This window comes from Devosia sp. Root105 (assembly GCF_001424865.1).
In the GTDB taxonomy this organism is placed as follows: domain Bacteria; phylum Pseudomonadota; class Alphaproteobacteria; order Rhizobiales; family Devosiaceae; genus Devosia_A.
In genome coordinates this window covers 52,178-69,808 of sequence record NZ_LMCR01000019.1, presented here as the reverse complement: position 1 = coordinate 69,808, position 17,631 = coordinate 52,178, and the positions used below count along the sequence as shown (strand labels likewise).

At 60.7% G+C, this 17,631-nt stretch carries 20 protein-coding genes; 7 read left to right on the top strand and 13 right to left on the bottom strand.

All coding sequences use genetic code 11. The features are described from left to right. Positions 1-7 precede the first annotated feature (7 nt). The gene (locus ASC68_RS22805; protein WP_248310591.1) at positions 8-1,297 is read right to left on the bottom strand and encodes an extracellular solute-binding protein; all 1,290 of its coding nucleotides are present in this window, start codon (positions 1,295-1,297) and stop codon (positions 8-10) included. 171 nt (positions 1,298-1,468) lie between these two features. Here ASC68_RS22805 and ASC68_RS22800 point away from each other — a divergent pair, with 171 nt between their 5' ends. Continuing rightward, on the top strand, positions 1,469-2,368 hold the full coding sequence (locus tag ASC68_RS22800; RefSeq protein WP_055884611.1) for an AraC family transcriptional regulator: 900 nt from the start codon (positions 1,469-1,471) through the stop codon (positions 2,366-2,368). Between the two features lie 273 nt (positions 2,369-2,641). Here ASC68_RS22800 and ASC68_RS22795 read toward each other — a convergent pair whose 3' ends face one another. Genes ASC68_RS22795 through ASC68_RS22785 form a run of 3 tightly spaced genes read right to left on the bottom strand, consistent with a single transcriptional unit; the run spans position 2,642 to position 5,147 of the window. Beyond that, positions 2,642-3,376, bottom strand: coding sequence for a creatininase family protein (locus ASC68_RS22795; protein ID WP_197421377.1), 735 nt, complete (start codon positions 3,374-3,376; stop codon positions 2,642-2,644). Further along, a complete protein-coding gene (locus tag ASC68_RS22790; protein WP_055884608.1) occupies positions 3,373-4,347 on the bottom strand; it encodes an aldo/keto reductase in 975 nt (324 codons plus the stop codon). The genes ASC68_RS22795 and ASC68_RS22790 overlap by 4 nt, the downstream gene beginning before the upstream one ends. A 2-nt stretch (positions 4,348-4,349) precedes the next feature. Then, positions 4,350-5,147: a phytanoyl-CoA dioxygenase family protein gene (locus tag ASC68_RS22785; RefSeq protein ID WP_055884607.1), complete on the bottom strand. Its 798-nt coding sequence runs from the start codon at positions 5,145-5,147 to the stop codon at positions 4,350-4,352. 494 nt (positions 5,148-5,641) lie between these two features. Here ASC68_RS22785 and ASC68_RS22780 point away from each other — a divergent pair, with 494 nt between their 5' ends. After that, entirely contained in the window at positions 5,642-6,799 is a 1,158-nt protein-coding gene (locus ASC68_RS22780; RefSeq protein ID WP_055884604.1) for a hypothetical protein, read from the top strand. A gap of 155 nt (positions 6,800-6,954) precedes the next feature. Here ASC68_RS22780 and ASC68_RS28480 read toward each other — a convergent pair whose 3' ends face one another. Beyond that, entirely contained in the window at positions 6,955-7,203 is a 249-nt protein-coding gene (locus tag ASC68_RS28480) for a hypothetical protein (RefSeq protein ID WP_082528405.1), read from the bottom strand. On the opposite strand from ASC68_RS28480, the gene ASC68_RS22775 reads away from it, so the two are divergent. Together ASC68_RS22775 and ASC68_RS22770 are read left to right on the top strand one after the other, a co-directional pair. Then, positions 7,202-7,774 carry a hypothetical protein gene (locus ASC68_RS22775; protein WP_156387430.1) on the top strand — a complete coding sequence of 191 codons (573 nt, stop codon included), beginning with the start codon at positions 7,202-7,204 and terminating at the stop codon, positions 7,772-7,774. The genes ASC68_RS28480 and ASC68_RS22775 overlap by 2 nt on opposite strands. Before the next feature lie 13 nt (positions 7,775-7,787). Beyond that, positions 7,788-8,486: a hypothetical protein gene (locus ASC68_RS22770; protein ID WP_055884599.1), complete on the top strand. Its 699-nt coding sequence runs from the start codon at positions 7,788-7,790 to the stop codon at positions 8,484-8,486. A 96-nt stretch (positions 8,487-8,582) separates the two neighbouring features. Here the strand turns inward: ASC68_RS22770 and ASC68_RS22765 are convergent, their stop codons facing one another. The 4 genes from ASC68_RS22765 to ASC68_RS22750 all read right to left on the bottom strand — a co-directional run bounded on the left by ASC68_RS22765 (position 8,583) and on the right by ASC68_RS22750 (position 12,167). After that, positions 8,583-9,425, bottom strand: a complete 843-nt coding sequence (locus tag ASC68_RS22765) for a hypothetical protein (RefSeq protein WP_156387429.1) — start codon at positions 9,423-9,425, stop codon at positions 8,583-8,585. Positions 9,426-9,830: 405 nt separating this feature from the next. Next, positions 9,831-10,445 (bottom strand): hypothetical protein, encoded by a 615-nt coding sequence (locus ASC68_RS22760; protein WP_055884594.1) that lies wholly within the window; start codon positions 10,443-10,445, stop codon positions 9,831-9,833. A gap of 7 nt (positions 10,446-10,452) precedes the next feature. Continuing rightward, a complete protein-coding gene (locus ASC68_RS28775; RefSeq protein ID WP_156387428.1) occupies positions 10,453-11,184 on the bottom strand; it encodes a hypothetical protein in 732 nt (243 codons plus the stop codon). A 23-nt stretch (positions 11,185-11,207) separates the two neighbouring features. Beyond that, on the bottom strand, positions 11,208-12,167 hold the full coding sequence (locus ASC68_RS22750) for an HNH endonuclease (RefSeq protein ID WP_156387427.1): 960 nt from the start codon (positions 12,165-12,167) through the stop codon (positions 11,208-11,210). Positions 12,168-13,620: 1,453 nt separating this feature from the next. Between ASC68_RS22750 and ASC68_RS22735 the strand changes: the two genes are divergently transcribed. Continuing rightward, positions 13,621-14,694 (top strand): DUF4917 family protein, encoded by a 1,074-nt coding sequence (locus tag ASC68_RS22735; RefSeq protein WP_055884579.1) that lies wholly within the window; start codon positions 13,621-13,623, stop codon positions 14,692-14,694. Between the two features lie 119 nt (positions 14,695-14,813). Here ASC68_RS22735 and ASC68_RS22730 read toward each other — a convergent pair whose 3' ends face one another. Beyond that, positions 14,814-15,029: a hypothetical protein gene (locus ASC68_RS22730; RefSeq protein WP_055884577.1), complete on the bottom strand. Its 216-nt coding sequence runs from the start codon at positions 15,027-15,029 to the stop codon at positions 14,814-14,816. Positions 15,030-15,180: 151 nt separating this feature from the next. Next, positions 15,181-15,456, bottom strand: a complete 276-nt coding sequence (locus tag ASC68_RS22725) for a hypothetical protein (protein WP_156387426.1) — start codon at positions 15,454-15,456, stop codon at positions 15,181-15,183. Positions 15,457-15,584: 128 nt separating this feature from the next. On the opposite strand from ASC68_RS22725, the gene ASC68_RS22720 reads away from it, so the two are divergent. After that, positions 15,585-15,815, top strand: a complete 231-nt coding sequence (locus ASC68_RS22720; RefSeq protein ID WP_055884572.1) for a helix-turn-helix transcriptional regulator — start codon at positions 15,585-15,587, stop codon at positions 15,813-15,815. Between the two features lie 219 nt (positions 15,816-16,034). Here the strand turns inward: ASC68_RS22720 and ASC68_RS29240 are convergent, their stop codons facing one another. Next, positions 16,035-16,508, bottom strand: coding sequence for a DUF6641 family protein (locus ASC68_RS29240; RefSeq protein ID WP_349236249.1), 474 nt, complete (start codon positions 16,506-16,508; stop codon positions 16,035-16,037). Between the two features lie 100 nt (positions 16,509-16,608). Continuing rightward, positions 16,609-17,169: a TetR/AcrR family transcriptional regulator gene (locus ASC68_RS22710; protein ID WP_055884567.1), complete on the bottom strand. Its 561-nt coding sequence runs from the start codon at positions 17,167-17,169 to the stop codon at positions 16,609-16,611. Between the two features lie 64 nt (positions 17,170-17,233). Here ASC68_RS22710 and ASC68_RS22705 point away from each other — a divergent pair, with 64 nt between their 5' ends. Then, positions 17,234-17,626 (top strand): nuclear transport factor 2 family protein, encoded by a 393-nt coding sequence (locus ASC68_RS22705; protein ID WP_055884565.1) that lies wholly within the window; start codon positions 17,234-17,236, stop codon positions 17,624-17,626. Positions 17,627-17,631: the final 5 nt, after the last annotated feature.

Below are 17,631 nucleotides of genomic sequence, written 5' to 3'. Positions count from 1 at the left end.
GCGGCGCTTACCAGCCCGGCAGGGCCAGTTGCTGCGCCTGTTTCTTCACATCCTCATCGTAGAGCGCGGCGCCGTCAGCGGCCGAGCGGATGCCGGAGCCGACTTCCACGGTGATCTGCGGCAGGTTCGGGCCCTTGACCGGCGAGAGGAACTCCAGCGCCGGCGCCGTTGCTCCGTCGGTCTCGAAATAGGGCAAGAGGTCACTGACCACCGGCGGCACGTCGGCCGGGATGGTGCAGCCCTTGACGAGGTACGGGCCGGTCGCGCCGATCGCCGCGGTCTGCGCATCGCAGCCGGCAGTGCTGGCGACGAATTCGACGAAGCGCTTGGCCTCGGCCAGATGGGGGGTGGTCGAGGTGATGTAGAGCCCGTTGGGCATCCAGGTGGTGAGCCCGTTCTTCGTCGCGTCATCGCCCGGCAGCGCGAAGAAGCCGACATCGTTGACGAGGTCCGGATAAGTCGTGGCGATGGTGCCGACGGTGATCGAGAGCATCGGATATTGCGCGCCTTCGCCCTCGGCCACCATGCGCAGCCCATCCTCGAAGATCGCCGAAGCAAAATCCTCGTTGAGATAGCCGGCTTTGAACACCTCCTCCTGCCGCTCAAAGCCTTTCAGGGCGGGAGCGGTGGCGTACTTCGCCTGATTGGCGGTGTAGCGCTCGGCAAAATCCGGCTCGGCAGCCTGCAGGTTGTAGTAATCGCCGAGCATGAAAAGCTGCGCCGTCCACGGCGTGCCGAAGGTCTGGATCACCGCGGGGATGCCGGCTGCCTTGAGCTTCTCGTTATTGGCCATGAACTCGGCCCAGGTCTTGGGCACGGTGAGCCCCAGCTTCTCGAACACCTTGCGGTTGTAGAGCACGCCGCCGCCGAAGGCGGTGCCGATCGGCACGCCGTAGACGCGGCCGTCCTCAGTGACCACCGATTTGAACGAATCGAGGATCGAGGCCTGGTACGGCTCGTCGGTCAGGTCGACAAAACGCTCTTTTGGGTTGAGCGCATGAAACAGCGAGCCGGCATTGTACCAGAGGAGATCCGTCATATCGCCGGTCGACAGGCGGGTCTTGACCAGGTTGTCGCCATCGCCGCCGGTGGGGATCAGTTCCACGTCGATATTGATGTCAGGGTTGGCCGCCTCGAACACCTCGATGAGCTTGTTGGCTGTCGCCACCTCGTTCGGGTTGTTGAAATGGCTCAAGGTCAGGTTCACCGTCTGGGCAGAGGCCCACCCGGTTACCAGCCCAGTCAGCGCCGTCGCCAGGACAGTGGCGCGCAGATGAATTGCCGTGCGTTTGTTCACTTCCATTCCTCCCTCAGTTTTCCACCCGTCTCCCGCTGGGCAGTCGGCTAAAGGACCACGGCGCCTCGCCACGCGTCTTGCAGCATTCAGCCGCAAAGCTTGAACGAACCCGCGATTTGCGCCCAACGCAGGGGCTTGTTGCGCTGCGCCGGGTGCGGCTAGGCTCGTTGAATGAATCCCGGATCGCCGTTCGCGGCGCACTACACTATCGAGCAATCGACCGTACAGCTTTCGGCCGGCCGCCCCGTGCGGGCGCAGCGGCTGGAGGTGATCGAGGACGTGCCGCCGCACGACCACGCCTACCACGAGATCTGCATCGTCACCTCGGGCAGCGCCACGCACCGGACCAAAAACGGCCGCGCCCCGTTGGCGCGGGGCGATGTCGTCGTCGTGCCGCCGGGCGAAGTGCACGCCTTCGAGCGGGTCGAGCGGATCGAGGTGATCAACGCCTATTATCTCAGCGAATGGCTGATGGGCGATCTTGGCCTCCTATGGACCGAGCCGGGAGCGGTGCCGCTGTTCCTCTCGACCACGCTGATGCGAGCGCAGATCGTCGACACCGTGCAGATGCGGCTCGATGCCGCCGATTTCGAGCTCATTGCTGCGGAACTCTCGCAGATCGAGGCCGAGGGGAACCGTGCTGCGCCATCGCCGCTGTTCCTGCGCTGTGCGCTGCAGAAGGCGGTGGCGACGATGGCGAGAGCCTGGATGCGGCACGACCCGACCTCGGCCACCCTCACCTTCCGACCCGAGGTGTGGACGGCGATGGAGGCTATCGATCGGGCTGCCGGCGCCGGCACCCCCTACTCCGTCGCCCGCAGTGCCAGGGCGGCGGGACTCTCGGTTGACCACTTCTCGGCGCTGTTCCGCGCCTCGACCGGCTATGGCCCGACGGATTTCTTCCAGCGGCGGCGCATCCACCGCTCGTGCACGCTGCTGCTCAACCCGCGCCCCAGCATCACCGAGATCGCCGCCGAGCTCGGCTATTCGGACGCCCCGCATTTCTGCCGGCTGTTCAAGCGCTACCAGGGCATGACGCCCTCGGCGTATCGGACGATTTACAATGTGTGAGTGGCCTCGAGGAGCGTGGCGTCATGGGTGAACTAGTCATCACAGCGCCCCAAACGCGATGTCATCCCGGCGAAGGCCGGGACCCATCCTGAGATGCGGCGGCTCTAGCGCAAATATCCCACCATCTCAGGATGGGCCCCACCCCACCCACCGGGTCATTCCCGCGAAAGCGGGAACCTCTGTTTTCTTGGCCTTTGCACGATCGCAAACGGAGGTCCCCGCTTTCGCGGGGATGACACCGAGTTTGGTGGCGCGCATCAGGGCCACCGAAGCTTATCCCTGCAGCGCACCGGCTTCCCCCAGCAGCCAATCAACCATGGCCTCCCGCAACGGCAGCGCCTCAGCAGGATCAAACCGCCGCGGATCGGGACCGAAGATCCCGAACAGCGGGTGCGCGGGGTCGTGCCGCTGCGCCCCCATCTCGTTGCCACCGGGGTCGATGCTGGGCGCTTCGGCCAGTGCCGGCAGCAGGTCGATCCGTGCGCGATCGGGCCACAGCGCACTGAGCAGCGTGGTCTCGAAGCGGGCGGCATGGTCGGGTGCGAAGCCCAGGCCGGTGGCCATGCTGACCGCCAGCGCCCGAACCCGCATGCGGTCGCCCGATCCCGCCCATTCGGCCTCCAGCCCGCGGATCAGCTCGATCTGCTCGCCTGCAAAATGGCCGCTGAGGATCACGACGGCGCCGGCCTCGAATGCCGCGAGACGCCTGAGCGTCTGCCGCAGCAGTGGCCGGATCTCGTCGGTGCCGGCCATGATCGTCCAGGGATACTCGGCATGCCCGCCACCGGTGCCATAGTAGAGCGGCGGCAGCACCAGCCCGCCGCCGCGTTGCGCCGCCAACAGGCACAGACCGTGCGCGGTGAGCCCGTCAAGCCCGACCGGCAGATGCTCGCCATGCCACTCGTAGGTCCCGAGCGGCAGATAGACCAGCGACCGCTGCGCCAGCGCCGCGCGGATTTCGCTCGGCAGCAGCAGCTCGAACTGCACGGCAGCCGGATCGGCGCTCATTGGTAGTAGTTCCGCGGCCAGCTGTGGGCGGCCAGTTGCGCCAGCAACTCCTCGGGAAACGGCGCGCCATCGGCATAGGCGATGTTGGTGTCCACCTCGGCCGGGCAGTGCATCCCGGGGATGACGGTCGAGACCTCCGGGGCGCTGAGGCTGAAGCGCATGGCGGCCTCGGCCAGGGTCGCACAATAGGGCGCGCAAAGCTGCTTCAGCCGTTCGACCCGCGCCAGCGTTTCGGCAAAGCGGTCGCCACGGAACAGCTGGTGCGGCACAGACCCCGCACGCCAGCCACCATAGGTTGCGGCGGTCCAGCTGCCGGTCAGCGAGCCGGAATCGAGCGGCACCCGGGCGATGAAGGCCGGCGGATGATCCGGCGCGGCGGCAAACAACCGCTCCCGCGGCCGCTGCTCGAACAGGTTGAAGATCACCTGCTGCGAACTGACGAGGCCGAGGCGCGCCAGCGCGACGCCATCATCGGGCCGGTAGTCGCGCAGCGACACGCCGATCTGGTCGAGCTTGCCCTCGAGCCTGAGGGCATTGAGCGTCTCCAGCCAATCGAGCTCGGTGACGCCATCCGCCACCCAGCAATGGAGCTGCAGCAGGTCGATGCGCTCGACCTGCAGACGTTTGAGTGAGGCTTCGACGGCCGCCCGCAGATGCCAGGCCGGGTAGCGGCCGCGCATCGGCGGGCGCTCCTCATCTGGGCTCGGCCAGACGGTCGGCTGCACCTTGGTCGCCACATAGATCCGGCCCTGCCGCCATTGCCGGACCGCCTCCCCCACCACCGTTTCGGAGCGGCCCTTGCCGTACATCTCGGCGGTATCGACGAAGTTGATGCCGCGTTCGAACGCGTGGTGCAGCGTACGGATCGACTCCGCGTCACTCGCCCCGCCCCAGTCGCCGCCGATCTGCCAGGCGCCGAAGCCGATCTCGCTGACCTGCCAGCCGGTGCCGCCGAACGCCCGGTAGCGCATCGCTAGCCGACCCGCGGGAACAGTTCGCTATCGAGCAGATCGTCGGCCGCAAGCCCCTGCTCGTCGGTGACGATATGCGGCTTGCCATCATAGCGCGTGCCATCGGGCATATAGATGATGGCGAAGGCCTCGCGCGTGCCGTCGGATTTGTTGGGGCCGGCATAGTGGAAGGTCAGCCCGTTGTGGAAGGTGGCGCTCCCCGCCTTCAGCGGCCGCGGCACCGGCTTCACTGGCCTCAGGTGCGGGGCGTAGTCGAACAGATCCTGCGGATCGCTCAGATCGACGGCCGGCTGGGGCCCGAGCGAATGGGTGCCCTCGACGAAAGCCATGCAGCCATTGTGCGTCGTCGCATCCTTGAGCGCGATCCAGATCGTCGTCTGGTGCCAGCGGTCGACATGCGGCCAGTACACCGCATCCTGATGCCAGGGCGTGCGGTTGTTGCCCTTCATCGGTTCCTTGAACAGGGCCTGGTCGTGCCAGAGCCGCATAGGGCGTCCCTCAAGGCGCATCGCGATACGACCGAGCGCGGCGGACAGCGTGAACCGGGCAACATCGGGGTGGCGTTGCCAAAGATTCACCTTTTGATTGAAGATCTTCTCATAGGTCGCCTGCGCCCCGCTCCGCGGCCGATCGGGCGCCTCGTTGGTCTCCACCGCCACCGCATTCACCACGGCCCCCCGCATCGCCTCGAGCACCGGGCCGGTGATCACGTCATCCAGTTGAATGAACCCGTCCCGGCGATACTGGTCGATCTGCTCCTGGGTGAGCGGGTAATCGGGAACGCTGAGCGTATCGTGCACCTTTGTCTCCTCGGGTCCGGCTCTGTGCCGTGTTGTCTGAGGGGATAGTCGCACCGGTGCCAGGGGCTGTCTTGGATCGATCGGAGGCGGGAGTTGAATGAAGCCGGGATGGGGGGATGGGCGGCGGACTGCATGAGGCTGTCGGAAAATGAACGTTCCACGCAGTTCCTTACATTCGCCGTTAGCCCAATGATCCTGTTGGGTGTCTCCCCGAAGGCATCCATCGCAGTCCTCAAGAACCTAAGGAAACGCCGGCAGCAGCGCGAACTCCCTAGGTTTGGTGGACCGCTAGTGGCCTGATGCTGATGTTCAACTGAGACGCCTTGACCGCCAGCATCACGCTTGGCATACAAGACACGGCCCTACACGCAGGCCGGTGTGCCCGCCACGCAAAGATAAGTCAGCGTCTAATTTGAAAGTGTCACTCCATTGCCTTGAGAGGCATGGCCTGACCATTAGCGGGCACATGGTCGGATCATTCCAAGGTACAGGAAATGACCGAAACGAACGACATTCGTAAACTCAAGACCCTTGCCAAGCGCTACGCGCGCGCCAACCGCATAGCACAACATCAGGCGCTTGACCTGATGGCTGGAAAAATGAGGTTCCCGAGTTGGGTTAGACTCGTGTCTGCCAGCAAGAATGGCTGGCAGCCTGACGGCGAGCAAATGGCCGCCGTTGAAGCTTTTGCCATGGCGCCCCTGCCGGTTGCAGCGATCCTCGAAGGCGATGCCGAGGTCATGCGTCGGCGCCTCGAGTATCTGCAGGCGGCTGAAGACGGCGAGATTAACGGGCACCCATACCGCCTGCAGGAGGTTTTAGGGGACGTCATCGTGGCCGGCGAGGGATGGAGCATCAGGGTGCAGGAGAACCCCAGCGCCGTCCCGGTCGTCGAGACCTATGCCAAGCCCGGGGGGGCTTGCCCCGTCCGTGATCCTGACTTCCTCACGCAAGCACTCAAGCTCGCCAGAGATCGAGCAAAGCAGGTTCGCGCAGGGCTTTCGACCGACTGGCCGCGGCGATCGACCAAACCCGACCTCGACGGCGTGGTGCGACATCCTCTGAGCAAGAGCGAGTCCAACGCGTGGTTCTGCTACCATTGCGATGGCAAGATCACCGGCGCGCAGATCGCGCGGAACCTCTGGCATTGTCCAGGATGCGGTGCATCGCCTCTCGACATTTTCGCGACTGCCAGCTGGGCCGACGACCAGGGCAAGTCGTTTCGGCCGGTGACATCAAGCGGCACCGCGGGTCACGACGCAACTGACGTTGAGATCATCGATGGCCGCCCCAAGCTCGAACTGAGCGCGGAGCATATCGATCTTCTCATTCGCAGCGCCCTGCTTGACGACGCAACCACCGTCAGCGAGCGGCTTGGTGCATTGCATGCCGAGATCAACGTGGATGACGAGAACGGTCTGTGGATCACACTAGAGGTCGATCTGTGGCCGGAAGACAAAGAGCCGGTGGAAGCGCTCGCAGTCGCGGAACTATTGGGGCTAGAGGTCGAACTCGAATGCGCATTGTTCTGCGCGCCTTTTGCTTGGCCGGGTCTGGGCAAGATCGCTTCGAACACGGCCGAGTACACGACGATGTTGCTGGATGCTCATGAGCAGCACGGCGTTACGAAGAGAAAGGCGAGGACCTCCTAGTCGAACCTGTCGACAACTGCTTCTTGCTGCCGGGGGCCGGATCAGTGTCCGCCCCGGCGCTCACCCCCTTTGGATCACGGGCGCAGGTTGCTAACCAGCACGCGCTTTTTGGGCAATCGCACTGGCTATGCCGGTCTACGCAGCTACCGTCGTCGTCAACGGCCGATCACTTTCCGTAGGGCTGGAAGCCTGCTGGGACGTAGCCCTGTCGAGGAAGCACGGCAAAGTCGGCGCTCGACCAGCACCATCTTCCCTTCAAAGGTGGAGTTGTTCTCGCCCGCCGCCACTACTTCGAGCCTGAGGACGGCTCCTTCCGCCTGGCTGTTGTCGATGATGATGCCGCTTTCGGTCTTCTCCTCACCTGGCATCCTCACAATCAGCCGGTCATTGACTGGTTCGTACATGCGTGAATTGTATCACGCTATGAGGGGGGATGCGTTGCTTAGGCGGAGTTGGGCACTACTTACGGCGATTGCCGCGATCCTGAACGTTCCGCTGATGCTCTTAAGCGTCGCGGGGTTCCTCGGCTTCAACCTGAACATCTTCGTCATCGCTGACTTCCTGCGTGCGATCCTCCCAGTGCGGTTGACCGACTTCTTTGTACACCTCGACTCCTGGATGTGGGGAAACCTCATCGCGTACGTGATCTGCGCCTCCCTGCTGTTCTACACGGCGTTCGGGAGGTCCCGGTTCTTCCTCTTTAGGGCTCCCGGAGCGCTGCTGATCATCCCATTTTTCTTCCTGCCGGCACTCACGGTCGCTTTCACGTTGGCCGAGCTCCTGATGACCACGATCAAGGGCTGCTGGTGGGCCAGTGACCACTTTGACTGCAGCTCCGACAACAACCGGTGGACCTCGATTTTCATCCCACCGGTCTATTTCTTCAGCGCGCTGGTTTTCTGGCTGATCCCTGCGTCCGCCGCGTTCGGCGCGAGGTCGCTGATACCCACACCTAGAGCCGAAACCACCGAATAATTGGGGGGCGCTTTTGCCCGTATTTGGAATACGCATCGACACTAAGAAATCAGCCAGCAAGGCGCTACTGCCGACCGATCTGGCTCTGAGCGCTCAAATTCTCGACGTCATTTACGCCCTGGCGCTCAATGAGCAGCGTCGGTGGGAGTCCGAGTACCAGGGGATGGTCGGCGTACCCTATGACGGGGACAACGCCCTCCCTGCCGCGCCTAAAGGGCCGTCACCGCTGACCATCAAGGTCGTTCGCTTCAGCAACCCGTTTGACGTGGTCGGCTTCGTTAAGGGCATCACGAAGCCAATGATCGACGCCGTCCTAGATCGCACCCTCTATTACAAGCAGGAAGTGCAGCGCCGCGAGTTAGAGAACGCGCAGACAGCACGAGGCTTTGAGCTTGGCGACCAGGAGGTGAAGCTCCGGAAGCAGGACGTTGCGCTGCGCCGGCAGGAGGTGGCGCTCAAGAAGCAAGAAGCCGAGCTCAAAAAGCAGGAAGCGATCGAAAAGAAGATCGAGAATGCCGGCAAAGTCATGTCGCTGCTGGACAGGGCCAAGCAGCACGACGGGCGTCACGACGATGAGCAGGTTATGCGAGCATTGGCAGAGATCATCGCCGACCAGGATGCAGTGCTGGGCAGCGGCAACGTGCAGGTCTACTTCCCGCCTAGACCTAAGCTGAAGGTGCGCAGGCGGAAGCGTCCTACCCCGAAGGCGTAGAATGCCCCCGACGGTGTGTCGGGGACGGGTACGCACCGCTATGCAGTGGTGGGGGTTTGATGAGCTAGTGGGGACGCGGAACAGACCCGCTCCTCATTATACCTGACCGGTCGCTGCGGCATCTTCCGCGCGGATTTTGTCGACCTCGTCTCTGAGAAACTTCCCGAGCACCGGGAGCGGGCAACCCGAGACCAAACGCTCCGACATCACGCACGAGCGGACCAGAGCGACGATCCAGTAGACGAGGTTTCCCTTCTCGTCCTGGCGCATGCCGATGATCGGACCCCCGCTCATGCCCTTCACGCTTTCGATCGGAAGGTTCTGGCGCAGGTTGGCGACGAACAGCGGATGCTGTGGCACCTTCATCTCGGACCCTTCGGGTATCGCGTCTATAGGGTCTAAACGGGCCATTACGGGTGTTAGCATCACACCGGCATAGGGATCGTAGCGCTGCGGGAGATTGAGCTCTTCCGGGAAGCCCAGCATGAAATAGGCGTCGAGCTTGGGCAGCGTGTGCTGCTTCGCCCAGTTCTCTTCCTCAACTACCTTCACGCCGTTGGCGAGCAACTGGTTCACGTACCACCAGCGGACGCTGACGACGCCAAAGTCGAGACCGTCTTCGTCGATGAACGCCTTTGCGGCCGACTTCCAATCAAACGGGATCGGATGATCGTGCTTGGCCTCTATCCCCAGGTTGTCGATGAGCAGGCAGGTCTCAACCTCAAGGTCGGGGTTGTCGTAGATCGCGTTGATTTCAGAGATCACGTGGCCTGCGGTGAGCAGCGATACCGCGTTCTCGAACAGCATAAGCGTGCCTGAAAACGGCTTCACGATCGGCGCGACATCCTTCCCTTCCCCCTTGAGGCGGTAAACGGGAGCAATTCCGACCAGTCGCTGGCCGAAATACTTCATGGTGATTTCAACGGCATCGTCTTCCATGCAGTTACTTAGGAGAAGCTCCCACTTTTGGCGAGGGCTAAGGACCATTCCGGCGTTGCAAAGGTGCATCCCGGCGTTCGACATCAGATGAAGGACTGGGCCCGATTAGCTGCCGATCGGGATAGAACTATACCCAACTGACTTGTGGCTGTTGGCCCCTTGCACGACTACCCCAGAACCGGCTGCCTGAACGTCCGCATTTGGCGCTAAGCGGACATGACGGCCGCACTGGTCCGGCCATGGAGCGTCATCTATCGGCGCCGCCAAGGAATTAGTCATCAACCATTGAGGAAAATGGTGCTGCAAGAGAGGATTGAACTCTCGACCTCTCCCTTACCAATTATGGACGAGTTACATTTACTTTAAGCTAATCAACGAGTTAAGTGCTGCTGTGCTAGGTCTGCGCTAACCCTCGATACCTAACTCGGCTCTGATCATCCCCTTGAACTCCGCAACCGCGAGTTCGATGGGCGGCTTTCCTGAAAAATCCGCAAGGTCGTACGTCAATTGGATACAGCTAACCGGCATGTGCGATTGCTCCACTATTTCGCGGTCGCCCTCCGGCCACTCTGACGTATTCCACATCTGGTGATACCAATTTGCTCGTGCCGCACCTGTGTTTAGCCATGCGATAAGAACGATTTTCGATCGAGTTGTCGTAACGTCCGGGAATTTCGACGCATCTGGCTCGGCCTTCCCTTCAGGGAACTCCACCGTGTCGGAATCGATATGAACCTCCAAATACCACTGGTCCTTCACCAGCTTGTCTGGATCTGCACCAACAGGCCGAAAAAAGATGCTGGCCTTGTAAAGTGAAAGGCCATCCCACGCCCATCTGCGGAGAATGTTAGTCGTGAGTTGAGGACTTCCGTTGAACTTTAGCGGTGTCCACGCATAGAATTCGTGGTTCTGGAAATTACTAGAGATGAATTGGACTACGTCCATCACCCGGCGTTGGTAGGCCCAAACGAGCCTATACGCCCGACGCACGTCTACAAGTGTGGAGCCAAGATCTGACATATGCCTCCTAGCGCAGGCGTCCAAGTTGGGCCAGCGAACGATCAAATTTAGGAAAATTCGGCGCGGTGAGGAGCGAGTTCAACCCACTTAGGTGCCGGAACCCAAAGTGCGCCAGAGCTTCGACAATATCCTCGATAACCCGGGCCTGGTGGGAATGTGCAGGCTCGACGTCACCGATCACATCGGCGAGTCTTTGCCAACCAGCGGCGTCAGCTGGGATTGTCAAGGTTCCGGCCGTCAACCGCTCGACATCAGCTTTTAGCGCGAGGACGGTTTTTGTCGCCGAAGCTCCAGTCCCTCCAATCGCCAAAAGGTAGCTATCCACCTGTTCATCGGTGTTGGACATGCTGGCGGTATAGGCTCGCCACTCCCTGAGCCACTGCTCGGCGTTCTGCACGCCCCCGAGTTTGGCCTCAACAATCAGGTCGATCCGGCGACTTGGGTCGCCCACTTCAAAGCGCAGGACGACGTCCGGCTCCACCTGTCCGCCACCTTCTCCGGCAGACCATCGGGGCCAGAAGTCCGCTTCCAGTAAATCAGCGACCCTATAAGCAGGCAAAATGGGAAATGTGGCTCTGAGAATTTGCCACAGCGTTGATCCGTCGAGATAGTTGAGCCGCTCAAAGACAGTTGCTGTTAACAGGTCTTCGCTGGCCTGAAACGCTTTCGACCACGAAGTACCAGCTGCTATGGCGCCAGCGCTGGTGCCGGCCTTCCCAGAAATAATTGCCTTAAACATTCAATTGCTTACCCAGGTTAATATCAGATACTAGCGGGACCTTCAGACAGCGGCTTTCCCTTCGCGGCCTCATCCCATCTGTGCTGCGCGATCTCACGATGCTTCTTGAGGAAGGGAAGATGCTTGGGGCTTAGGCCTTTGACCGCCCGACCGCTGACAACTCCAAGGCCCGCCCTTTCCTGTTCGTCAACGGTGAAGAACGGGGCATGTATCCAAGTGCCATCGTCCGCCACCGCAATCAGAAAGTTGTCGAACGCCGCGTCATAGCTGGCTGTCAGGAGCAATCCATTGGCAGGGTCGAGCCGATCAGAGTTGTCGGAGTCTTTCCAGGGAACAATATGCGATGCTCGCAACAGCTGGGGGAGACTAACTCCCGTCGCACAGCACCGACCACCCCAGTAGCTCATCAGATCAGCACGAAACTTCCCCTGACCTATTCGCGCGTCTACCAGCCGTCTTTTGGTGGTCTCGTCCGGTACGCTATTTGCTACGGCGCTTTCCGTCTCTGCATCAAACGCAGGCCCAAGCGCCTGAACCAGGCGGTCCATGATCTCGGTTGCCACCGAGTGCGAGATTTTCGTGAGGTAAGTCTGCGTCAACCCGTTCGCTGCAAATGGGCCCTTTAGTCCCATAGGAAGGTCGATGCCCGAAAGTACCGCAGCGCGAGGCAAAGGTTGGTTGGCGCTAACAAACTTTACCGGCAGCCTCCAGCCGAGATCGTGCCATCGGTTTTTTCGATCAATCCCTACCAGCTTCGGCACATTGGCGTGGGCTGGTTCGAGTGCCACGCACAGCCCCATTATGACTTCCCTTTTGCAACACACGATGAGCTCGCCGGCCCTCACTCCTTCGATGTTGCTCCAGTGCCACTGAGGCGGCCCCAGACCGCCAGCCTGCAATTTTGTTCGGTTGGGACACCACAGACTTCCCGCGGCCAGCTGTCCGGAATAGTCCTGCCCAAGATTTACCCACCAGATCGACAACGCACCCTTCTCCCCTCCGACATTTGCGTCGCAGCATGGAGCCGACAGCTCACCAAAAAGGTTGCGGCTCCGCGATATGTCACAGCCCTACGCAGAGGCGTTCGTCAGGGCAAGTGGGCCACCTACTGAGCCCGCGGTATCGAAGGGGGAGGGCTCTACCGGCACAGACTAGAACCGGATTGGGTTTCGATGCGGCAGATTCTCGACAGTGTGTCGCCACTGCCCGAACGGGTCGGTTGGCATCACCAAGTGCTCGAGTTCGCAGCCAACCCGTATAAGATATCGAGTGAGTTCCGACCTGACGTTGAACGGGAACTGAAAGCCCGTTTGGATGTGCAGGTACAAGGCCTCATAGCCCGCTGAATGCATGCCTTCGACGTAGACAAACCAAAGCTGCTCACCAGCCATCAGCGCATGGGACACCTGTCGATTTCCGGTTCCCCTGCGATGGCTTGCCAAGCGGGCGCGTATTCCGCGATCCGTTGAGAATGAGCTGCCCACATACAAGGATGCAAAGTTGGCAGGAAAGCCACCCAGGTTTCCTGCGTTGTCGGTTGAACGCCCTATAGGACGAAGGGCGTCCTTTCGGCGCCCGATGACGTATAGGCCCGGTCGGCGCGGAGCTTCCCGCCAAAGTTTCAGGGGGATTGGATCTGACCATCGATCTTGAAACATAGAGCGCATGGCGTCGGCTCTAGTCTAGGTGCACGCGATATCCGTCGATTTGCGCTTTGACTATCGGAACGGCCGGCATCTGACCCTGCAGGTAATCGAACATCGCCTCCGGCATCCTCGGTCCAGCAAGGACCCTTCGAATGGGCGCAGATACATATTGGGCAGCACCCTGAGTAGGGGCAAACAGCCGCCACTCTCTTTCATATGCCCAGCCCTGACTCTTAGTAGCCATTATCCACCGAGCAAGTGTGTCTGTGTCTCGAAGGTTGGTCCCCACGTCTAGCATTCGATCCGCGTAGCTGATCCGACAGAATGATGTCGCGTCAGGCAGGCCAGATCGGAGGACTTCGAAGTCGTACTCGATGCAAATGCCTCGAAAAGCGTCAGCATAGTGAGCCCACATCAATGGGCTTTCGGGAACCTCGCTGAAGCAAGCCAGCCCTAGTGACGCTTTTCGATCTCGAATTAGGGCGCGTGCAGCGTTCCAGCCCGGTTGGTTACGCGCCCCATCCCCTGCGGTGTATAGCCCCTCCATCGCGTCGTTGAGCTGGTGATACTCGCCGCACCAGACATAGCCGGTGGTAATCGCGCTCAATTCTTGCCTAAGCTTTTTGTTACGCATGTCAGGCACATCACCAACTGACCGGAACCGGTACAGAACGGTGGGTAGCGCGTAGTTGGTAATTGTTGCCGGCATCGGAGATGACCTCAAGCTTCTGCGAATCACCGCTATCGTGCAACACGACGGTGTACCGCAACAGCATGAGAGCTGCCCTGCATGGCCGTTTCACTGTTGAGTTTCGCCCAAGCAATTAAGGACTCGACCCAGTTCTCCAAACGTCATCTGCTGATTGGGAACGGGTTCAGCATCGCGCTGCGGCCAGACATTTTCCACTACGGCTCCCTGTTCAGCCGAGCGGACTTCTCTGGTCATCCTAACTTGCCCAAGGTCTTCGCTGCTCTCGGCACGCAGGATTTTGAGATGGCGATCCGAAATCTTGAGGCGGGAGCCACGCTAGCGCCCATCTATGCGGGAGCGCTGCCCGGCGCGGTAAAGGCGATGCTCGACGACGCAGAGGCACTGAAGAATATTCTGGTCGAAACGATCGCTGGCAATCATCCAGATTTCCCTGGTTCCGTTCCGGACCCGAAATTCTGGGCCTGCAGAACTTTCCTTCGCTATTTCCTAGGGGATGGGAACGATGGGCAGGTTTTTACCCTCAACTATGACCTCCTTCTGTACTGGGCTCTGATGCATGACGACAGTCCGTTCACCATCGCCCCGTCACCGATCGCAACGAACGATGGTTTTGGCAATGACGAGGACGAGCCTGACGCTGACTATGTAGTCTGGCAGGGAGAAACCGCAGCCCACAGCGCAAAGGTTCACTTCCTACACGGCGCACTGCATCTTTTCGACGCGGGAAACGAGCTGCAAAAGTACACATGGGTCAGGACCAACGCGCGGTTAGTCGATCAGGCCCGTAGCGCCATAGGCGCCAACAAATTCCCGCTGTTTGTCTCTGAAGGGACGAGCACCCAGAAGAAAGCCAAGATCCGCCACAACGCGTATCTCTACCAAGGCTTCAAGCAGTTCACCGCCAACGCATTGCAGACGAAGGTGTGCTTCTTCATTCATGGTCATTCGCTAGCCGAAAACGACGAGCACATACTTCGCCGGTTGGGGGCCGGGAGATTTCCGAAGCTATATGTCAGCCTGTTCGGGGACCCCGACGACGCCGGGAATAGGATCATCATTGGTCGAGCCCAAGCGCTGGCCAGAGGTCGCAAGCCGTCCAATCCCCTGGCGCTGGCGTTCTACGACGCTGCATCCGCAAAGATATGGGGTTGAGCTGTGAGATTTCGCCGCTGACCGTGGTCGCTCTCAATATGCCGTCTCAGATGCACACAGACGCCTCCGTTCCAGCAAACCGTCCGTAACAGTACATGGCAGCATCGGCGCTGCCCTAGCTATACAGGACGGGGTGCGTAGAGGTGCCATAGTACGCTGCCGACGAGCGCCAATCCGAACAGCAGGGAGTACCGGGTTCGCGCATACGAGCCGTCGACCACCAGCAGCAGGAATATCTGCACGAGCAGAACCCCCAGTAGCAGAGCTAAGTGGATTAGTTGTCGCGCAAAGAGCAGCAGCAGAAACACGACGATGCCGATGACGATGCCTGCCATCTAGAATGCCCTACGGCGCCTCCGTTTCGTTGAAGCCTGAGCCTCGCGCACCAGCACGGCTGCCGCTAAAAAAGACCCCGCTAGCCGAAGCTGCGGGGCAAGTGCTTTCCATCGAGAGCAAGCCCACGATGGCTTCCCTTTGGGTGGAAGCTCAGTTGACGCTGTTGGCGTCGGAATCTTCAGATTGGTCGGTGTCGACCGGGTGCGCCTTGCGATAAGCCGCCATGATCGAGTGGATTGTCGGGATGCGGAACACGATCGAAGGCAGCTGATCCTCTGGAATGTTCGGCAGTGCCGCCCTCAGTTCCGCCAGCGAGTAACCCAGCGCGCCATCCTGATTGGCAGCGCTTGCGCCCAGATCAGCTGCCAGCGCCACGCCTGCGACGCCCATCATTCCAGCGATGGCCAAAAGCCTCAGTAATTTCATTGCGTTCTCCAACGGACGATCCCACGTCGTCCTCTTTAGGGGACAATACGTTCATCTCGCCGTTGGGTAAAGTTGTTTGTCCCCTATAGGGGATAGAGTAGGATCAGCCTGCAGCCGAGTTTGCGGGCATGACGCTCGTGGAAACCTTTGGCAGAAACGTTCGAGAGGCACGCCAAGAGAAGGGCTGGTCGCAGGAAAAGCTGGCCTTGGAGGCAGGGGTCAAGCGCGCGTATTTGAGCGAGGTAGAGAGCGGCAAACGTAGTGCCACCCTCAGCTTTGCGGAGAAGTTGGCAATCGCCTTGCAGTGCGAGCCAGCCGACCTGATGAAAGGCTGGGTGAACCCAGGAAAAGTTGCGTGAAGCAACTTCAACGCGGTGCCATCAGTTCGCCGGGTGTTCGCCACAGCGCAGCGGCAACGCGTTCGACTACCGGCAGTCGCACATTGGCTCGACCATGCTCGATCTCGCGCAGATAGCGCAGAGATATGCCGGCGCGTTTCGCTAGTTGTGCCTCAGTAAGCCCGCGCTGCGAACGGGCAGCGCGGACGTTGAGGCCGAAGCGAACCGTTAGCGGTAAGCTCAGGACTTGGCGGCCTTCTTCGGCGGAACGGGCCGGCCGAATGACTTCGAAAGCTGCTCGTCGAGTTCGCCGGCGGCGACTGCCTCGCGCAGCGTTTCGATGGTCTTTTGCAGGTCTTCGGGAGCACCGACCTCGATCGACACCTTGCCCTCTGCGAGTTCCAGGAGACGGTTGCCAGCCCGCACCGACAGCATCAGCCGCCCCACGTCGTTGCGCCACCACCACGCGCGAACCGGCCTACTCCTGGTGACCAGCTGCTTATCTGCGTGACCTTCGACGCGGGTCCACCGCTGAACTTCCTGCTGGAAGGTTTCGCCCGCGAGAAACGCGGTCGCGGCCTTCAACTGGAGATCGATCTGCTCCAGCAGCTTCTGCCGCTTGCGGGAAACCGGCGAGAGCTTCGCACGGGGCGAGGTGTCAGAAAGTTTGAGATTGGAAAGAACCGACATGGGAGACCTCCACTGTGAGGCCATCCAATTAAATCCGTCTGGCGAACATTACGACCGTTCTTTGGAGGTCCGCTTGGCGCCATATGCGGTCATTTGCTTGAAGCCTAGTCCAGGCTTTGCACCGTTATGAACGCACACTCAGCCAAGCCGACTGCACGATCTCCGCAACATCGCTCTGGTCGATTGCGCCCCCGGCACTGTTCCGAAGGATCGCATATGCGGGGCCCATAATGAGGGCGTAGGAAACATTCCAGGGCAGGTCGCGTACGACCTTTGCCTGCGCCCACGCCGCGTATGCATCAGAGGCCGCCTTGCGACCAGCATCAATCAGGTCGCCAACCGGGGTGAAGTCCTGAGAGAAGCGTGACCGTGCGAGTAGGTCGTCCATAAACGCGAATAGCCGCGGATTGGCCAGTCCCCAGCTAAGAAAGCCCGCCACCGAGGCTTTGACCGCCTGCTCCGGATCGTCCGCCAAGCCGGCCGCCTGGGATTGCAGCGACCATTGGGACGTCGCGATCTTTAGGAGCGCCGCTGCCATTTCGGCCTTTCCGTTGAAGAAGTGGTAGATGCTGCCGGTAGATGCGCCGCTGCGTTCGCGGATCGCAGCCATTGTCGCGCTATCAAACCCCCGCTCCAGAAACACCTCGAGCGCCGCATCCAGAATCTCCTGCCGCCGATTTTCCATTGACATCTCCTAGAACGACGTTCTATCTGAACTAGAACATCGTTCTAATCCAGGTGATTTTGAGATGACACAGCTTATCGATGTCGTACGTGCCTACTTTCGTGGAATCGAGCAGGGCGACCTGAACGCAGTCCTGGACTGTTACTGGGACGACGCGGTTCAGATCGAATGGCCCAACAGACTCAAGGCTAAGGGCGACCGCAGGGGCATCGCCCAACTGGCGGCCGACTTTGGCAAAGGCAGGGCCCTGCTGTCGCGGCAGAGCTATGAAGTGGAGCGTTTCGCCGAGACCGCGAACTACGTCGTGGTCGAGGTACTTTGGAGGGGTAGTCTTGCCATGCCCGTCGGGAAGCTCGCTGCCGGAAACGAAATGGTCGCCCACAGTAGCATCGCTTTCGACTTTAGAGACGGCCGGATCACCTCGCAGCGGAATTATGATTGCTTCGAAGAGTTCTGAGCTGG